This is a genomic window from Staphylococcus sp. FSL K6-0223, assembly GCF_038008285.1.
This window is the reverse complement of record NZ_JBBOYX010000004.1, coordinates 266594-284690: the sequence shown is the minus strand read 5'-3', so window position 1 is coordinate 284690 and position 18097 is coordinate 266594. Positions and strand designations below refer to the sequence as shown.

Annotated in this window: 13 protein-coding genes, 1 riboswitch and 1 other annotated feature; of the genes, 12 read left to right on the top strand and 1 reads right to left on the bottom strand. The window is 34.7% G+C overall.

Annotation, left to right across the window (positions count from 1 at the left end):
- Positions 1–430: 430 nt before the first annotated feature.
- The 6 genes from dnaA (at position 431) to gyrA (ending at position 9612) form a co-directional block, all read left to right on the top strand.
- Positions 431–1786, top strand: a complete 1356-nt coding sequence (gene dnaA / locus MHI13_RS22095; protein ID WP_064210493.1) for a chromosomal replication initiator protein DnaA — start codon at positions 431–433, stop codon at positions 1784–1786.
- 309 nt (positions 1787–2095) lie between these two features.
- Complete coding sequence (gene dnaN / locus MHI13_RS22090) at positions 2096–3229, top strand: DNA polymerase III subunit beta (protein ID WP_002434447.1); 1134 nt, start codon at positions 2096–2098, stop codon at positions 3227–3229.
- Between the two features lie 374 nt (positions 3230–3603).
- Positions 3604–3849 (top strand): S4 domain-containing protein YaaA, encoded by a 246-nt coding sequence (gene yaaA, locus MHI13_RS22085; protein ID WP_002454368.1) that lies wholly within the window; start codon positions 3604–3606, stop codon positions 3847–3849.
- Entirely contained in the window at positions 3846–4961 is a 1116-nt protein-coding gene (gene recF, locus MHI13_RS22080; protein WP_002454367.1) for a DNA replication/repair protein RecF, read from the top strand. Before yaaA ends, recF begins: the two co-directional genes overlap by 4 nt.
- 10 nt (positions 4962–4971) lie before the next feature.
- Positions 4972–6903: a DNA topoisomerase (ATP-hydrolyzing) subunit B gene (gene gyrB, locus MHI13_RS22075; protein ID WP_064210492.1), complete on the top strand. Its 1932-nt coding sequence runs from the start codon at positions 4972–4974 to the stop codon at positions 6901–6903.
- A gap of 36 nt (positions 6904–6939) precedes the next feature.
- Entirely contained in the window at positions 6940–9612 is a 2673-nt protein-coding gene (gene gyrA, locus MHI13_RS22070) for a DNA gyrase subunit A (RefSeq protein WP_002434154.1), read from the top strand.
- A 178-nt stretch (positions 9613–9790) separates the two neighbouring features.
- On the opposite strand, the gene MHI13_RS22065 is transcribed toward gyrA, so the two are convergent.
- Positions 9791–10603: an NAD(P)H-hydrate dehydratase gene (locus MHI13_RS22065; protein WP_002434139.1), complete on the bottom strand. Its 813-nt coding sequence runs from the start codon at positions 10601–10603 to the stop codon at positions 9791–9793.
- A 415-nt stretch (positions 10604–11018) separates the two neighbouring features.
- Here MHI13_RS22065 and hutH point away from each other — a divergent pair, with 415 nt between their 5' ends.
- The 6 genes from hutH to MHI13_RS22035 all read left to right on the top strand — a co-directional run bounded on the left by hutH (position 11019) and on the right by MHI13_RS22035 (position 18077).
- On the top strand, positions 11019–12524 hold the full coding sequence (gene hutH, locus MHI13_RS22060; RefSeq protein ID WP_002434518.1) for a histidine ammonia-lyase: 1506 nt from the start codon (positions 11019–11021) through the stop codon (positions 12522–12524).
- A 76-nt stretch (positions 12525–12600) separates the two neighbouring features.
- Positions 12601–12814 (top strand) — a binding site (T-box leader).
- A gap of 83 nt (positions 12815–12897) precedes the next feature.
- Positions 12898–14184, top strand: a complete 1287-nt coding sequence (gene serS / locus MHI13_RS22055) for a serine--tRNA ligase (protein WP_002434130.1) — start codon at positions 12898–12900, stop codon at positions 14182–14184.
- Between the two features lie 337 nt (positions 14185–14521).
- A complete protein-coding gene (locus tag MHI13_RS22050) occupies positions 14522–15214 on the top strand; it encodes an AzlC family ABC transporter permease (RefSeq protein ID WP_002434554.1) in 693 nt (230 codons plus the stop codon).
- Positions 15211–15540, top strand: a complete 330-nt coding sequence (locus MHI13_RS22045; protein ID WP_002434079.1) for an AzlD domain-containing protein — start codon at positions 15211–15213, stop codon at positions 15538–15540. The genes MHI13_RS22050 and MHI13_RS22045 overlap by 4 nt, the downstream gene beginning before the upstream one ends.
- Positions 15541–15665: 125 nt before the next feature.
- A riboswitch (SAM riboswitch) is annotated at positions 15666–15766 on the top strand.
- A 65-nt stretch (positions 15767–15831) separates the two neighbouring features.
- Complete coding sequence (gene metX, locus MHI13_RS22040) at positions 15832–16800, top strand: homoserine O-acetyltransferase MetX (RefSeq protein WP_002434107.1); 969 nt, start codon at positions 15832–15834, stop codon at positions 16798–16800.
- A 350-nt stretch (positions 16801–17150) separates the two neighbouring features.
- On the top strand, positions 17151–18077 hold the full coding sequence (locus MHI13_RS22035; RefSeq protein ID WP_103157034.1) for a YybS family protein: 927 nt from the start codon (positions 17151–17153) through the stop codon (positions 18075–18077).
- Positions 18078–18097 lie beyond the last annotated feature (20 nt).

Sequence of the window (18097 nt, the reverse complement as noted above, 5' to 3'; positions counted from 1 at the left end):
AGCTCAAGAACTTTATATTAGTTATACATTTTTCATACATGTGTTATAAATTATTTCCCAAACGATTGTTAAGAAATAATGAAGATTATATAAAGTTATCCACTTATTCACAAAACTATTGCTTATTTCTGTGGATAAAATAGAGTTCATACACATAGTTATGCCAAATTTAAGAACATATTCACAGTCATTTGACATCTGTCTAAGTTAAAAAGTATAATTATGTGGATAAGTCGTTCAATCAATGATTTTATAAGGATTTATTTATTAAACTTTTATACATAATTACTGTGAATAAATCATAGTATTGTGATAGTTATCCACTATATGTGATTAACTTGTGGATAATTATTAACATGCTGTGATTATTTTTATCCACTAATGTTATTTATGTGTATAAGTCAAAAATTTTAAGAAAGATGGAGTTTTTATGTCAGAGAAAGAAATTTGGGACAAAGTTTTAGAACTTGCTCAAGAAAGAATTTCACATACCAGTTATCATACGTTTATTAAAGATACTCAACTCTATTCACTTAAAAATGACGAAGCCATTATTTTAACGAGCCTATCTTTTAATGCGAATTGGCTTAATCAAAAATACTCTGAAATAATGCAAGCTATTATATATGATGTCATTGGTTATGAAGTGAAACCGCTATTTATTACTGAAGATGAACTCGCCGACTATAACAATGGTGCATCTAATAAACCTCAAGAACCACAAACGTCAACATCTACAATTGAAGATAATGATGGTGGTAAAGAACAATTTAATATTCATAACACATTCGATACATTTGTTATTGGTCCAGGGAACCGCTTCCCACATGCTGCAAGTTTAGCTGTAGCTGAAGCACCAGCTGAAGCTTATAACCCATTATTCATTTATGGGGGCGTAGGTTTAGGTAAAACACACTTGATGCATGCGATTGGCCATCATGTTCTTAGTAATCAACCTAGTGCTAAAGTGATTTACACATCTAGTGAGAAATTTACTAACGAATTTATCAAATCTATTCGTGATAATGAGACTGAAGCTTTCCGTGAGAAGTATCGAAACATCGATGTATTACTTATAGATGATATTCAATTCATTCAAAATAAAGAACAGACGCAAGAAGAATTCTTCCATACATTTAATGAATTACATCAGAACAATAAGCAAATAGTTATTTCAAGTGATCGTCCACCTAAAGAAATTGCTAAATTAGAAGATCGATTACGTTCACGTTTCGAGTGGGGATTAATCGTTGACATTACACCACCTGATTACGAGACAAGAATGGCGATATTACAAAAGAAAATTGAAGAAGAAAACCTTGATATACCACCAGAAGCACTTAATTATATTGCCAATCAAATCCAGTCAAATATTCGTGAACTTGAAGGTGCACTCACTAGACTTTTAGCTTATTCCAAACTTCAAGGCAAACCGATAACTACAGAATTAGCTGCTGAAGCTCTAAAAGATATTATTCAAGCACCTAAATCCAAAAAAATTACAATTCAAGATATTCAAAAAGTCGTTGGTCAATATTATAGTGTACGTATTGAGGATTTCAGTGCTAAAAAACGTACTAAATCTATTGCTTATCCGCGTCAAATTGCCATGTATCTATCCCGTGAATTGACTGATTTCTCACTACCAAAAATTGGAGAAGAATTTGGTGGACGAGATCATACCACTGTCATTCATGCACATGAAAAGATAGCTAACGACATCAAAGCAGATCCTACTTTTAAACAAGAAATCGAAAACTTAGAAAAAGAAATTAGAAATCAGTAACGGGAAATAACAAGATAAGTCTTATACTCTAAGCAACCAGATTTAAAAAGATAAATTTCGGGAATAATTACAATGAAAATGAAGTAAATAATTTTCTCAAAATATGAGAGTTAAGAAGTGGATAAAGCAAAGGATTGTGGATAATGTTTAAAAGTAGTACACAGCATACACAGTTTATCCACATGTGCATAACTTTTCTATTTCGGACATTTATGGACTTATCCACCAATCCACAGTCCCTACTACTATTACTATGAATTTAAAACCTATATAATTATATATAAACGACTGGAAGGAGTTTAGAAATTAATGATGGAATTCACAATTAAAAGAGATTATTTTATTAATCAACTTAATGACACATTAAAAGCAATTTCACCTAGAACAACATTACCAATTTTAACTGGTATCAAAATTGATGCTAAAGATAATGAAGTGATTTTAACTGGTTCAGATTCAGAAATCTCAATTGAAATTACAATTCCTAAACAAGTTGACGGTGAGGACATCGTTGAAATCTCAGAAACAGGATCAGTAGTACTCCCTGGTCGTTTCTTCGTAGATATCATCAAAAAGTTACCTGGTAAAGATGTTAAATTATCTACAAATGAACAGTTCCAAACATTGATTACTTCAGGACATTCAGAATTTAACTTAAGTGGATTAGATCCAGATCAATATCCATTATTACCTGAAGTATCAAGAGATGACGCAATTCAATTATCAGTTAAAGTGCTTAAAAACATCATTGCTCAAACAAATTTTGCAGTGTCCACCTCAGAAACACGCCCAGTGTTAACTGGTGTGAACTGGCTTATACAAGATAATGAATTAATATGCACTGCTACTGACTCACACCGCTTGGCTGTAAGAAAGTTACAATTGGAAGATACTTCTGAAAATAAAAATGTCATCATTCCAGGTAAAGCTTTATCAGAATTAAATAAAATTATGAGTGATAGTGACGAAGATATTGATATCTTCTTTGCATCAAACCAAGTTCTATTTAGAGTAGGAAACGTTAACTTTATCTCTCGTTTACTTGAAGGTCATTATCCAGATACAACGCGTTTATTCCCAGAAAACTATGAAATTAAGTTAGGCATCAATAACGGTGATTTCTATCATGCTATCGATCGTGCATCTCTTTTAGCACGTGAAGGTGGAAATAATGTTATTAAATTGAGCACTGGAAATGAGTTAGTAGAATTATCATCAACATCACCAGAAATTGGTACAGTAAAAGAAGAAGTAACTGCAAATGATGTTGAAGGTGGAAACTTAAAAATTTCATTCAACTCTAAATACATGATGGATGCTCTAAAAGCCATCGATAATGATGAAGTTGAAGTAGAATTCTTTGGAACAATGAAACCATTTATTTTGAAACCGAAAGATGACGATTCAGTAACTCAATTGATTTTACCAATTAGAACTTATTAGTTAGACTTTAAGAATTAAAACATAAAAATTTAATAATGCTATAATGAGTTTAGAGATTGTCACTTAGACAATCTCTTTTTAGTTACTTTAAATTCATTTTAAAGATAATGAGAGGCATTTTAAGAAACATCAGTAAATTTTTAAGGGTAAACCTCCTATTTGTTAAAATTAAGTAAAATACCCCTTTAAATTTAAATTATAGAAGCATACACAATTAAAATATGATGTCTCTTAAAACTAAAAAAATTTACCAAGTAGATTGCAGATTTTGAAAAATAAAAATATATATCAAAGTAAACGATTTCATTCTTTATTTTAAATGAAATCTAAGGCAAAAAAAGGTATAATATATTAATGACACATAAAGAAATGGAGTGATAATTTTGGTTCAAGAAGTTGTTGTAGAAGGAAACATAACTTTAGGTCAATTTCTTAAAACTGAAGGCATTATTGAATCTGGTGGACAAGCTAAATGGTTCCTTCAAGATTTCGAAGTTTTAATAAACGGCCAACGTGAGACACGTCGCGGGAAGAAATTAGAACATAACGACCGAATTGATATCACAGAATTACCTGAAGATACTGGTTCTTTTCTAATCATCCATCAAGGTGAACAATGAAACTTAATACACTCCAATTAGAGAATTATCGTAACTATGAAGAGGTTACATTAGATTGTCATCCTGAAGTGAATATCCTCATAGGAGAAAACGCGCAAGGAAAGACAAATTTACTTGAATCAATTTATACGCTAGCGCTAGCTAAAAGTCATCGTACTTCGAATGATAAGGAACTCATACGTTTTAAGGCTGACTATGCTAAAATAGAAGGTGAGCTGAGTTATAGACATGGCACAATGCCACTTACAATGTTTATAACTAAAAAAGGTAAACAAGTTAAAGTCAATCACCTTGAACAAAGTAAACTGACTCAATATGTGGGACACTTGAATGTCGTTTTATTTGCTCCGGAAGATTTGAATATTGTTAAAGGTTCACCACAGATACGACGACGTTTCATAGACATGGAGTTAGGACAAATTTCAGCCGTTTACTTAAATGATTTAGCTCAATACCAACGTATTCTTAAGCAAAAGAATAACTATTTGAAGCAATTACAAATTGGGCAGAAGACAGATACGACAATGTTAGAAGTGTTAAATCAACAATTTGCTCAATATGCTTTAAAGGTAACGTTACGTCGTGAGCATTTTATAAAAGAACTGGAAGAACTTGCGCAACCGATTCATTCAGGGATTACGAATGAGCGTGAGAAGTTAGGACTTAAATATTTACCAAGTTTAAAGTTAAGTGATTATGAAAAGGAAGAGTCAGAATTGCTCGAGGAGGTCATCGAATTATTAAACGATAACCTTCAAAGAGAGAAAGAAAGAGGTGTGTGTCTTTATGGACCACATCGAGATGATTTAGGATTCAATGTTAATGGCATGGATGCACAAACATATGGATCACAAGGACAACAAAGAACTACAGCATTGTCGATCAAATTGGCAGAGATTGAATTAATGAACATTGAAGTTGGAGAGTATCCAATATTATTACTGGACGATGTACTCAGTGAACTTGATGATTCACGTCAAACGCATCTTCTAAGTACAATCCAACATAAAGTACAGACATTTGTGACTACAACCTCTGTTGACGGTATAGACCATGAAATTATGAATAATGCAAAGTTATACCGTATAAGTCAAGGCGAATTACTAAAGTAATAAGAAAGTGATGGTGAATACATTGTCAGATGTAAACAACACAGATAATTATGGTGCTAGACAGATACAAGTATTAGAAGGTCTTGAAGCGGTGCGTAAAAGACCAGGTATGTATATTGGTTCAACTTCTGAAAGAGGCTTGCACCATTTAGTATGGGAAATTGTTGATAATAGTATTGACGAAGCATTAGCAGGTTATGCTAATCAAATAGAAGTCGTAATTGAGAAAGACAATTGGATAAAAGTTACTGACAATGGCCGTGGAATTCCAGTTGATATTCAGGAGAAAATGGGACGTCCTGCTGTCGAAGTTATCTTAACGGTATTACATGCTGGAGGTAAATTCGGCGGTGGAGGATATAAAGTATCAGGTGGGCTTCATGGTGTTGGTTCATCAGTAGTTAACGCGCTTTCCCAAGACTTAGAAGTATATGTGTACAGAAATGATACTATTTACCACCAAGCGTATAAAAAAGGTGTACCTCAATTTGACTTAAAAGAAATCGGTGAAACAGATCAAACAGGTACGGCAATTCGTTTTAAAGCTGATGGCGAAATTTTTACAGAGACAACTGTTTATAATTATGAAACATTACAACAACGTATACGCGAACTTGCTTTCTTAAACAAAGGTATCCAAATTACGTTAAGAGATGAGCGTGAAGAGGAAGGCCGTGAGGATTCATATCACTATGAAGGCGGTATTAAATCTTACGTAGAATTATTAAATGAAAATAAAGAACCACTTCATGAAGAACCTATCTACATACATCAAACAAAAGATGATATTGAGGTTGAAATCGCTCTTCAATATAACAGTGGATATGCGACTAACTTATTAACATATGCCAATAACATTCATACGTACGAAGGTGGTACGCACGAAGATGGCTTCAAACGTGCGTTAACACGTATTCTTAATAGTTACGGTATTCAAAGTAAGATTATTAAAGAAGACAAAGATAAACTTTCAGGTGAGGATACACGTGAAGGTCTAACAGCTATTATTTCAATTAAACACGGCGATCCTCAATTCGAAGGACAAACTAAAACAAAATTAGGTAACTCTGAAGTACGTCAAGTAGTGGATAAGTTATTCGCTGAATACTTCGAGCGTTTCTTATTCGAGCATCCTGCCGTAGGTCGAATTATCGTTGAAAAAGGTATCATGGCGTCTAGAGCACGAGTAGCAGCTAAAAAAGCACGTGAGGTTACACGTCGTAAATCAGCATTAGATGTATCAAGTTTACCTGGTAAATTAGCAGATTGTTCTAGTAAAAATCCTGAAGAGAGTGAGATTTTCTTAGTAGAGGGTGACTCTGCCGGGGGGTCTACAAAATCAGGTCGTGATTCAAGAACTCAAGCGATTTTACCGTTAAGAGGTAAAATTCTGAACGTGGAAAAAGCACGTTTAGATCGTATCCTAAATAACAATGAAATTCGCCAAATGATTACTGCTTTTGGTACAGGTATTGGTGGAGAATTTGATATTTCAAAAGCACGCTATCATAAAATCGTAATCATGACTGATGCGGACGTTGATGGTGCGCATATTAGAACGCTATTACTCACATTCTTCTATCGCTTTATGAGACCGTTAATTGAAGCGGGTTATGTTTACATTGCACAGCCACCTTTATACAAATTAACGCAAGGTAAACAAAAGTATTATGTATTTAACGATAGAGAGTTAGACAAGCTTAAAGCTGAATTAAACCCTACTCCTAAATGGTCAATCTCTCGTTACAAAGGTCTTGGTGAGATGAATGCAGACCAATTATGGGAAACGACTATGAATCCAGAACATCGTTCAATGTTACAAGTAAGACTTGAAGATGCAATTGATGCAGACCAAACATTTGAAATGTTAATGGGTGATGTTGTTGAAAATCGTAGACAATTTATAGAAGATAATGCAGTTTACGCCAACTTAGATTTCTAAGCATTATGAATTGAACTTTTGAAGGAGGATATCTTGATGGCTGAATTACCTCAATCAAGAATTAATGAACGAAATATAACCAGTGAAATGCGTGAATCATTCTTAGACTATGCCATGAGTGTTATCGTGTCACGTGCATTACCTGATGTTAGAGATGGTTTAAAGCCAGTGCACCGTCGTATATTATATGGTCTGAATGAACAAGGTATGACACCAGATAAACCGTATAAGAAATCTGCACGTATTGTTGGGGACGTTATGGGTAAATATCACCCTCATGGTGACTCTTCAATTTACGAAGCCATGGTAAGAATGGCACAAGACTTCAGTTACCGTTATCCTCTAGTAGATGGTCAAGGTAACTTTGGTTCAATGGATGGTGATGGCGCAGCAGCAATGCGTTATACCGAAGCACGTATGACTAAGATTACGTTAGAACTTTTACGTGATATCAACAAAGATACAATTGATTTTATCGACAACTATGATGGTAATGAAAGAGAGCCGTCAGTCTTACCTGCACGCTTCCCAAATCTTTTAGTTAACGGTGCTGCAGGGATTGCCGTAGGTATGGCTACTAATATTCCTCCTCACAATTTAACAGAAGTCATTGATGGTGTATTAAGTTTAAGTAAGAATCCTGATATCACGATCAATGAATTGATGGAAGATATTCAAGGTCCTGACTTTCCGACTGCAGGTCTTATTTTAGGAAAAAGTGGTATCCGCCGTGCATATGAAACAGGTCGTGGTTCTATCCAAATGCGTTCACGTGCAGAGATTGAAGAACGCGGTGGTGGACGTCAACGTATCGTAGTAACTGAAATACCATTCCAAGTTAATAAAGCACGTATGATTGAGAAAATTGCTGAACTTGTTAGAGATAAAAAAATCGATGGTATTACCGACTTACGAGATGAAACAAGTTTACGTACAGGTGTTAGAATCGTTATTGACGTACGTAAAGATGCGAATGCAAGCGTTATTCTTAACAACTTATACAAACAAACACCGTTACAAACATCATTCGGTGTAAATATGATTGCCTTAGTCAATGGCAGACCTAAGTTAATTAACTTAAAAGAAGCATTAATTCACTACTTAGAGCATCAAAAAACAGTTGTAAGACGACGCACTGAGTACAATTTAAGAAAAGCTAAAGACCGTGCGCATATTCTAGAAGGTTTAAGAATAGCTCTAGATCATATTGATGAAATTATCACGACAATTCGTGAATCAGAAACAGATAAAATCGCGATGGAAAGCTTACAAGAACGCTTTAAGCTATCCGAACGTCAAGCACAAGCTATCTTGGATATGCGTTTAAGACGTTTAACAGGTTTAGAACGCGATAAGATTGAATCTGAATATAATGAATTACTTGAATACATTAAAGAATTAGAAGAAATTCTAGCTGATGAAGAAGTATTATTACAATTGGTTCGTGATGAACTCTCTGAAATCAAAGAACGATTTGGAGATGAACGTCGTACTGAAATTCAATTAGGTGGATTAGACGATATTGAAGATGAAGATTTAATCCCAGAAGAACAAATTGTAATTACTTTAAGTCATAATAATTACATTAAACGATTACCTGTTTCTACATATCGTTCACAAAACCGTGGCGGACGTGGTGTACAAGGTATGAACACACTTGAAGAAGATTTCGTGAGTCAGTTAGTTACTTTAAGTACACACGATAACGTGCTCTTCTTCACGAATAAAGGTCGTGTATATAAACTCAAAGGTTATGAAGTTCCTGAGTTATCTCGTCAATCTAAAGGTATCCCAGTCGTGAACGCGATAGAACTTGAGAATGACGAAACGATAAGTACGATGATTGCGGTTAAAGATCTTGAAAGTGAAGAACATTACCTTGTATTTGCTACAAAACGAGGTATTGTTAAACGTTCAGCGTTAAGCAATTTCTCACGTATTAATAAGAACGGTAAAATCGCAATAGGCTTCAAAGAAGACGATGAACTGATAGCCGTACGCTTAACAACTGGTAATGAAGATATACTTATCGGTACATCGCACGCATCACTTATTCGCTTCCCTGAATCTGCCTTACGTCCTTTAGGTCGTACAGCAGCAGGTGTGAAAGGTATCACACTACGTGAGGGCGACGTGGTTGTAGGTTTAGACGTGGCTCACGCAGAAAGTGAAGATGAAGTTCTAGTTGTTACTGAAAATGGATACGGTAAACGTACGCCAGTAGATGAATACCGATTATCTAATCGTGGTGGTAAAGGTATTAAAACAGCAACAATTACTGAACGTAACGGTAATATCGTTTGTATCACAACAGTTACTGGTGAAGAAGACTTAATGGTTGTTACCAATGCAGGTGTAATCATTCGCTTAGATGTGGAAGATATCTCTCAAAATGGTCGTGCTGCACAAGGTGTACGTCTAATGAGATTAGGCGAAGGCCAATTTGTTTCAACAGTAGCTAAAGTTAAAGAGGAAGAAGATAATCAAGCAGACTCAGATGATACTGATGCTAGCGAGACAGCAACTGAAGAAGTTATTGATGACCAAACACCTGGTAATGCTATTCATACAGAAGAAGCTGAAGATGTAACTAATGACGAATCAGACGATAACGCTAATGATGATAGAATCGATGTTCGACAAGACTTTATGGATCGTGTAAATGAAGATATTGAAAGTGCTTCAGACGACGATGATGACAACGAATAATAGATATCAAAGCAGGTTCTCGCTTTATAGTGAGATCCTGTTAATTTTTAGACTACCCTGCTTGAGGGTAGTCTTTTTTATTATAAAAAAAAGCACACCAGCAATAGGTATTCACAATAAGTGAACGTCATTGAGGTGTGCATCGTAAATAGAATTTAGTATATAACGTTTCTATAACTTAACCTTCTAATTGTTTCATAACATAAGGAATTTCACTGATTAAACGAGAAGGTGGTACGACATACATAGACTCAGATAATTTCTCTCCAATATAACTATGTGTGTAAGTCGCACTTGTAACAGCATCTTTAAGACTATCAAATTGACCAACGAAGCTTGTAATCATACCAGCAAGTGTATCTCCCATACCACCAGTAGCCATTGCAGGGGTACCGATAGATAATTTGTAAGCATCATCTTTAAAGTAAATTTCAGTACCATGTTGTTTTAATACAACAGTAGCACCTAAGTTATTAACAGCTTCACGATTACGTTCATATGTTTGTTCTTCGATAGGAATCCCACTTAAACGTTCCCATTCTTTTTGATGAGGAGTGAAAATCACACGACATGTAGGAATTTGAGGTTTCAATTTACTAAATATAGTAATTGCATCTCCATCTACAATAAGATTTTGGTGTGGTTGAATATTTTGTAGTAAAAACGTAATCGCATTATTACCTTTAAAGTCCACACCTAATCCAGGCCCGATTAAGATACTATCGGTAGCTTCGATCATTTTAGTTAGCATCTTCGTATCATTGATATCAATTACCATTGCTTCTGGGCAACGTGAATGTAATGCTGCATGATTATTAGGATGTGTTGCGACTGTAATTAATCCACTACCACTATAGACGCATGCGCGCGCAGCAAGCATAATTGCGCCACCCATATTGGCAGAACCACCAATTAATAAAATCTTACCATAATCGCCTTTATGCGTTTCATCTTTTCTTATAGGAATGTTAACTGAATCTAACGTTTCCATAATGACATAACCTCCGTTAAAAAACTCACTTCTCGCATCTCGTACACAAGACATCCGACCGTCTTAAATTTCACTTTATAAATTGTTGTGTACATCCATTTTTAAGAAATTAAAGTCCTTTAAAATTGCCCAATCTCTTTTAAATACAATAGAAAATACTATACCTGTAATACTCTTTAGTCAATAGCTATTTTAGAAATTTAATAATGAATACCTCTATCCCCACAAAATATCAAAAATACCATTTCCATCTACCTTATTAAAATAATAAATAATAATATTCCTATTTCTTTAACCTGTTAAATTATTACATTGATAATGCATTATAAAAAGTGCAAAAAGTGTTGTTAATATAAAAATGAAAACGTATACTTTCCTGTAATGGGGTTAAAATTTAAACAAAGGGGTTGTTTATATGACATTAATTTTAGATGGAGAGGCTTTGACTATTAAGGAAATTAAAACGTTTTTAAGCCAAGACTTACAAATTGATATTTCAGAGGATGCCATTGAACGAGTGACGAAAAGTCGCCAAGTCGTTGAACGTATCATACAGAATAAAGAAACAATCTATGGTATCACAACTGGCTTCGGTCTATTTAGTGATGTTTTAATCGATCCAGGTCAATATAACGAATTACAAGTCAATCTCATTCGTTCACATGCATGTGGTATCGGGAAACCATTTTCAGAAGAAGTGGCATTAGTCATGATGGTGTTGCGCTTAAATACATTATTGAAGGGGCATTCAGGTGCGACACTTGAGTTAGTTGAACAACTAAAATTCTTCATTAACGAACGTATTATTCCAGTGATTCCGCAACAAGGTTCATTAGGGGCATCAGGGGATTTAGCACCTTTATCACATCTTGCACTTGCACTCATTGGTGAGGGTGACGTTTATTATAACAATGAACAAGTTGACAGTCGCTACGTCCTTAATGAGTTAGGTCGTGAACCGTTAAAACTACAAGCTAAAGAAGGCTTGGCACTTATCAATGGGACACAAGCAATGACAGCTCAAGGTGTGATTAATTTCATTGAAGCGGAGGATTTAGGTTATCAAGTGGAATGGATTGCTTCACTCACGCATCAAGCTTTAAATGGTATTACAGATGCGTATAATCATAACGTGCACAAAGTCCGGAATATTAAAGAACAAGTAGATGTGGCAGCACGCATGCTTAACTGGCTTGAAGATTCACAGCTTACGACACGTCAAGCTGAATTACGAGTGCAGGACGCTTATAGTTTACGTTGTATTCCTCAAATCCATGGCGCAAGTTTCCAAGTGTTCAATTATGTAAGAGAAAAATTAGAATTTGAGATGAATGCAGCTAACGATAATCCTCTTATTTTCGATGAGGATGATGAAACATTAGTGATTTCAGGTGGTAACTTCCACGGTCAACCAGTCGCACTTGCATTAGACCATCTGAAATTAGGTGTGAGTGAATTAGCCAACGTTGCAGAGCGACGTCTAGAACGTTTGATTAATCCTCAATTAAATGGAGATTTACCTGCATTTTTAAGTCCTGAGCCAGGGTTACAAAGTGGCGCTATGATTATGCAATATGCTGCTGCAAGCCTTGTCTCTGAAAATAAAACCCTCGCACATCCAGCGAGTGTAGATTCAATTCCATCTTCAGCAAACCAAGAAGATCATGTATCAATGGGCACAATTGCTTCAAGACATGGTTACCAAATGATTGAGAATACACGTCGTGTGATTGCGATTGAATGTGTCATCGCATTGCAAGCTGTGGAATTAAAAGGTGTAGATAAATTATCTCCTAAAACACGTGAGAAATATGAAGAATATCGTAAAATCGTGCCTTCAATCAATCAAGATCGACAATTCCACAAAGATATCGAAGCGGTAGCGCAGTATCTAAAAGATGATGCTTATCACAGAGCATAAATACGAGGTAGTTTACACACATTTACATTTACTTGAAAAGTTCAAAAGACTTTGCTATATTAAAAATAACTTAATAAAACATTGTTCGTAGGCTAAGTAGCATTAACCGGACGATTTCAGAGAACTTGTGGTTAGTGAGAACAAGTAATCGACTTTGGTGTGAATCTACCTACTTTATGAGAGCAATCGGTAATAACCGTTATTTTAGTTAAGTGCAGTTTAGAATAAGTGATTCAACGTTTATTTTAAATTGTTAAATAGGGTGGCAACGCGTAGACCACGTCCCTTGTCTGGGATGTGGTCTTTTTTTATGATTTTATACATACGTGCCCCCAATAAATCTATATTTTATTTGGGAAAGGATGAAGGTTACATGTTAGATATTCGTTTATTTAGAAATGAACCAGAAAAAGTTAAGAGCAAAATTGAATTAAGAGGAGACGATCCTAAGGTCGTTGACGAAGTTTTAGAATTAGATGAACAACGACGTCAATTAATCAGTAAAACTGAAGAAATGAAAGCAAGACGTAATAAAGTCAGTGAAGAAATCGCTCAGAAGAAACGTAATAAAGAAGATGCTGATGACGTTATTGCAGAAATGCGTAACTTAGGTGATGAAATTAAAGAAAACGATGCTAAATTAAATGAAGTTGATAATAAAGTGAGAGACATTTTAATCCGTATTCCAAATTTAATTAACGACGATGTACCTCAAGGGGATTCAGATGAAGAAAACGTTGAATTGAAAAAATGGGGTACACCACGTGAATTCGATTTCGAACCAAAAGCACACTGGGATTTAGTTGAAGAATTAAAAATGGCAGACTTCGAACGTGCTGCTAAAGTATCTGGTGCGCGTTTCGTTTACTTAACTAAAGATGGAGCATTATTAGAACGTGCATTAATGAACTACATGATTACGAAACATACAACTCAACATGGTTACACAGAAATGATGACACCTCAATTAGTGAATGCAGATACTATGTTTGGTACAGGTCAACTTCCTAAATTCGAAGAAGATTTATTTAAAGTCGAAAAAGAAGGCCTATACACAATTCCAACAGCAGAAGTACCTTTAACAAACTTCTACAGAGATGAAATCATTCAACCAGGAGTGTTACCTGAAAAATTTACTGGGCAAACGGCATGTTTCCGTAGTGAAGCGGGTTCAGCTGGTAGAGATACAAGAGGATTAATTCGTTTACACCAATTCGATAAAGTTGAAATGGTTCGTATCGAAAAACCTGAAGATTCTTGGGATGCTTTAGAAGATATGACTAAAAATGCTGAATCAATTTTAGAAGAATTAGGATTACCATATCGTCGAGTTATCTTATGTACAGGCGACATTGGCTTCAGCGCTAGTAAAACATATGACCTAGAAGTATGGTTACCAAGTTACAATGACTATAAAGAAATTAGTTCTTGCTCAAACTGTACTGATTTCCAAGCACGTCGTGCTAACATTCGCTTTAAACGTGATAACTCAGCTAAACCAGAATTAGCTCATACATTAAATGGTAGTGGTTTAGCCGTAGGTCGTACATTTGCAGCTATCGTTGAAAATTATCAAAATGAAGACGGTACAATCACAATTCCTGAAGCATTAGTTCCATTCATGGGTGGAAAAACTAAAATTTCTAAACCTACAAAATAATAACTTAAAAATAGGCTGAATAATTACTACAATACAACGATGAATGACTCAATTAATTATTTGAACTGTCGACATGATCTTAACGATTTTGTCGACAGTTTTTTTTGTTGAACAGGGTAGGGGAAGAGAAATAATTCAACTTCAAATCTTCAAAAATGAGAGGGATGTCTAAAAGAAGAAACAAAATTCTGAAATTTTATAATCGTTGTATTTACAACGATTTGACTATGAGGTTTGTCTTACGTCACACAAACCGAAGTCTAAAAATATTGAACAACTTTTCCAAATATAATAGACTTATTTTACTATTTTAGAAAGTGGAATGGAGGCTGATCAAATGACCCATCTTTCATTTAAGCAAGGGGTAAAAGAATGTATTCCTACTTTATTTGGATATGCAGGAGTAGGTTTATCATTTGGTATCGTAGCAGCCTCTCAAAACTTTAGTATCTTAGAAATTATTTTATTATGTCTCATTATTTACGCCGGTGCCGCACAATTTATTGTTTGCGCTTTAGCGATTACAGGTACTCCAATATCTGCTATCGTTCTAACCACACTTATCGTTAACTCACGTATGTTTCTATTAAGTATGACTTTGGCGCCTAATTATAAACAATATGGATTATGGAATAGGGTAGGTCTCGGTACATTATTAACCGATGAAACCTTCGGAGTTGCTATTACGCCATATATTAAAGGTGAAAAGATTAATGATCGTTGGCTTCATGGTCTTAATATCACAGCATATCTTTTTTGGACTATTTCGTGTGTGGCCGGCGCCCTTTTCGGCAAATATATTTCTAATCCTAATGCACTTGGATTAGACTATGCGATTACTGCAATGTTCATTTTCTTAGGTATATCTCAATTTGAGTCAGTGAAGAAATCAAGATTTCGTATATATATAATTTTAATTATCTGTGTAATCACAATGATGCTTCTTTTAAGTTTAGTGATGCCTTCATATGTAGCAATATTAATAGCCGCAACATTCGCTGCAGCCTTAGGGGTGGTGATGGATAAATGACAACAGATTTACACACACTGATACTTATTATTTTATGTGGAATTGTAACGTTACTCATTCGAATTATTCCCTTTATGATGATATCTAGAGTTCATTTACCTGAAATTGTCGTTAAATGGCTTTCATTTATTCCTATCACATTATTTACCGCACTTGTCATTGATGGCGTCATACAACAACACGATAACGCCTTTGGATATACGCTCAATTTGTCATATATTATTGCGACTATACCAACAGTACTCCTTGCCATTTTCACACGTAGCCTTACTATCACAATAATTGGAGGTATTATTACTATCGCTTGTTTACGTTTAATTTTTTAACTCCTGAAAATGACAGCAAAGTATTGAAGTCATAAACCATTTTAGTTAAAATTATATTAATTAGAAAATTCAGACTATTTAAGATTGAAACTTATTCAACATCAATATACAAATTAATTCATCAAATCTTATTTCGAGAAGCTGAGGGAATTGGCCCGACGATGCTTCAGCAACCGACTAATGATAGCACGGTGCTACAACCAACGAGAATCTCGAATGATAAGTACTGACCAGCTTCCTACTTTTTCATTTGAGTAGGAAGCTTTTTTGTAAGAGGAGGTAGCGTTAACGATGACGAATTACAGAGTAGATACGTTAGAATTAGGGACATTTACAACTGAATCAGGAGAAACCATTAATAATTTAAAATTACGCTATGAACACGTTGGATATAAAGGTCAACCATTAGTTGTTGTTTGTCACGCATTAACAGGTAATCACTTAACTTATGGAACAGACGAGAAACATGGATGGTGGCGTGAAATTATAGATGGTGGTTATATTCCACGTCATGATTATCAATTTCTAACTTTCAACGTTATTGGTAGTCCCTTTGGTTCAAGTTCAAAACTTAATGACCCTAATTTTCCACAACATCTTACATTAAGAGATATTGTTAAGGCGATTGAAAAAGGAATCAAAGCACTTGGCTTCAAGAAGGTAAACATCCTAATTGGAGCAAGTCTAGGTGGTATGCAAGCAATGGAATTGCTGTATAATAATCAATTTCAAATCGACAAAGCCATTATTCTCGCAGCAACTGGTAAAACGTCATCGTACAGTCGTGCTTTCAACGAGATCGCCCGACAAGCAATTCATCTTGGTGGGAAGGAAGGCTTAAGTATCGCTCGACAACTAGGCTTCTTAACATACCGTTCCTCTAAAAGTTATGACCAACGTTTTACGCCAGATGAAGTTGTAACATATCAACAGTATCAAGGTAATAAATTTAAGAAAAACTTTGACTTACAATGTTATTTAACACTGCTCGACGTCTTAGATAGTCACAATATTGATAGAGGACGAGATGATGTTGATGAAGTCTATCAATCTTTAGATACAAAGGTTCTAACGATGGGGTTTATAGATGATTTACTTTATCCAGATGATCAAGTAAGAGCAGTCGGAGAGAGATTTAAATATCATCGCCATTTCTTTGTGCCAGATAATGTAGGACATGACGGCTTCCTTCTAAACTTTAACGATTGGGCTCCAAACCTCTACCATTTCTTGAACTTAAAACAATTTAAAAGGAAATAAACACAGCTATTTTAGACATACTAAACTTTGGCTAAGCAAAGTAAGTATGTCTTTAGCATAAATGCTACTAATTAATGACGAAGTCACTGGTGTTTTAAAGGATTACAATCGCTGATGCGATTGCATAATAGGTGCTAACATTTGATACTCCAAACTTTTAAAGGATTACAATCGTTAATCACGATTGCATAAGTGCTACTAATTAATGACGAAGTCATTATTGTTTTAGAGGATTACAATCGCTAATGCGATTGCATAATAGGTGCTAACATTTGATACTCATCAAATGAAGCACCTATAATTGTTAATTTTGGGCAAAGAGGTTAAAATAGAAGTTATAGTCAAAAAGTATGGGAGTGGCGTGTGTGTTTTCAAAAATACAACCTAAAGCAACTATTATTGCAACTATTTCATTACTGATAGTCGCTTTAGTAACACATGTATTACCTATTCTCGGCTTAATTTTATGTTTATTTGCAACGATTCCTGGCATCGTGCTATGGAACCGCTCTGTACAATCATTTGGAATTAGCGCTTTAGTAACAGTGATTCTAACAACGTTATTAGGTAATACATTTGTCTTAAGTATGATGGTACTTATCTTAATTTTAAGTTTTATCATCGGTCAATTACTTAAGGAAAGAACTTCAAAAGAAAGAATTCTTTATGTTTCAACGGCTTCATTAAGTTTAATAACATTGATTGGATTCATGTTATTACAAACATTCGAAAAAATTCCAAAAGCAGCCGTATTAATTAAGCCATTTAAAGATGCGATGCATGATGCCATCTTAACAAGTGGATTAGATTCTAACTATAGACAGATTCTTGAGGAAGGTTTCCGACAATCAACGGTCCAACTCCCTAGTTATCTTATTATAGTCATTTTCCTTTTAATCTTAATTAATCTGATTATTACATTTCCTATCTTACGTAAGTTTAAGGTCGCAACTCCGATCTTTAAGCCATTATTCGCATGGCAAATGAATCGTGTACTATTATGGATTTATCTTATAGTTCTTATTTGTGTAATGTTTGCGAACCAACCAAGTATATTCCAAAGTATCGTCTTGAACTTTGAGGTTGTGTTATCATTAGTGATGTATATCCAAGGTTTAAGCGTTATACATTTCTTCGGTAAAGCTAAGAGATGGCCGAATGCTGTAACGATTTTATTAATGGTAGTGGGGACACTACTTACACCGATGACACATATCGTTGGTTTACTTGGAGTTATTGATTTATGTATTAATTTAAAACGAATTATTAAAAAATGATTATTAACTAAGTGATTAGA

Excerpts from the sequence above, each read along its gene's own strand:
- metX (WP_002434107.1), top strand. The coding sequence starts at position 15,832 with ATGACGAATTACAGAGTAGATACGTTAGAATTAGGGACATTTACAACT.
- MHI13_RS22045 (WP_002434079.1), top strand. The coding sequence starts at position 15,211 with ATGACAACAGATTTACACACACTGATACTTATTATTTTATGTGGAATT.
- serS (WP_002434130.1), top strand. The coding sequence starts at position 12,898 with ATGTTAGATATTCGTTTATTTAGAAATGAACCAGAAAAAGTTAAGAGC.
- hutH (WP_002434518.1), top strand. The coding sequence starts at position 11,019 with ATGACATTAATTTTAGATGGAGAGGCTTTGACTATTAAGGAAATTAAA.
- recF (WP_002454367.1), top strand. The coding sequence starts at position 3,846 with ATGAAACTTAATACACTCCAATTAGAGAATTATCGTAACTATGAAGAG.
- dnaN (WP_002434447.1), top strand. The coding sequence starts at position 2,096 with ATGATGGAATTCACAATTAAAAGAGATTATTTTATTAATCAACTTAAT.
- MHI13_RS22065 (WP_002434139.1), bottom strand. The coding sequence starts at position 10,603 with ATGGAAACGTTAGATTCAGTTAACATTCCTATAAGAAAAGATGAAACG.
- MHI13_RS22050 (WP_002434554.1), top strand. The coding sequence starts at position 14,522 with ATGACCCATCTTTCATTTAAGCAAGGGGTAAAAGAATGTATTCCTACT.
- dnaA (WP_064210493.1), top strand. The coding sequence starts at position 431 with ATGTCAGAGAAAGAAATTTGGGACAAAGTTTTAGAACTTGCTCAAGAA.
- gyrA (WP_002434154.1), top strand. The coding sequence starts at position 6,940 with ATGGCTGAATTACCTCAATCAAGAATTAATGAACGAAATATAACCAGT.
- gyrB (WP_064210492.1), top strand. The coding sequence starts at position 4,972 with ATGGTGAATACATTGTCAGATGTAAACAACACAGATAATTATGGTGCT.
- MHI13_RS22035 (WP_103157034.1), top strand. The coding sequence starts at position 17,151 with ATGGGAGTGGCGTGTGTGTTTTCAAAAATACAACCTAAAGCAACTATT.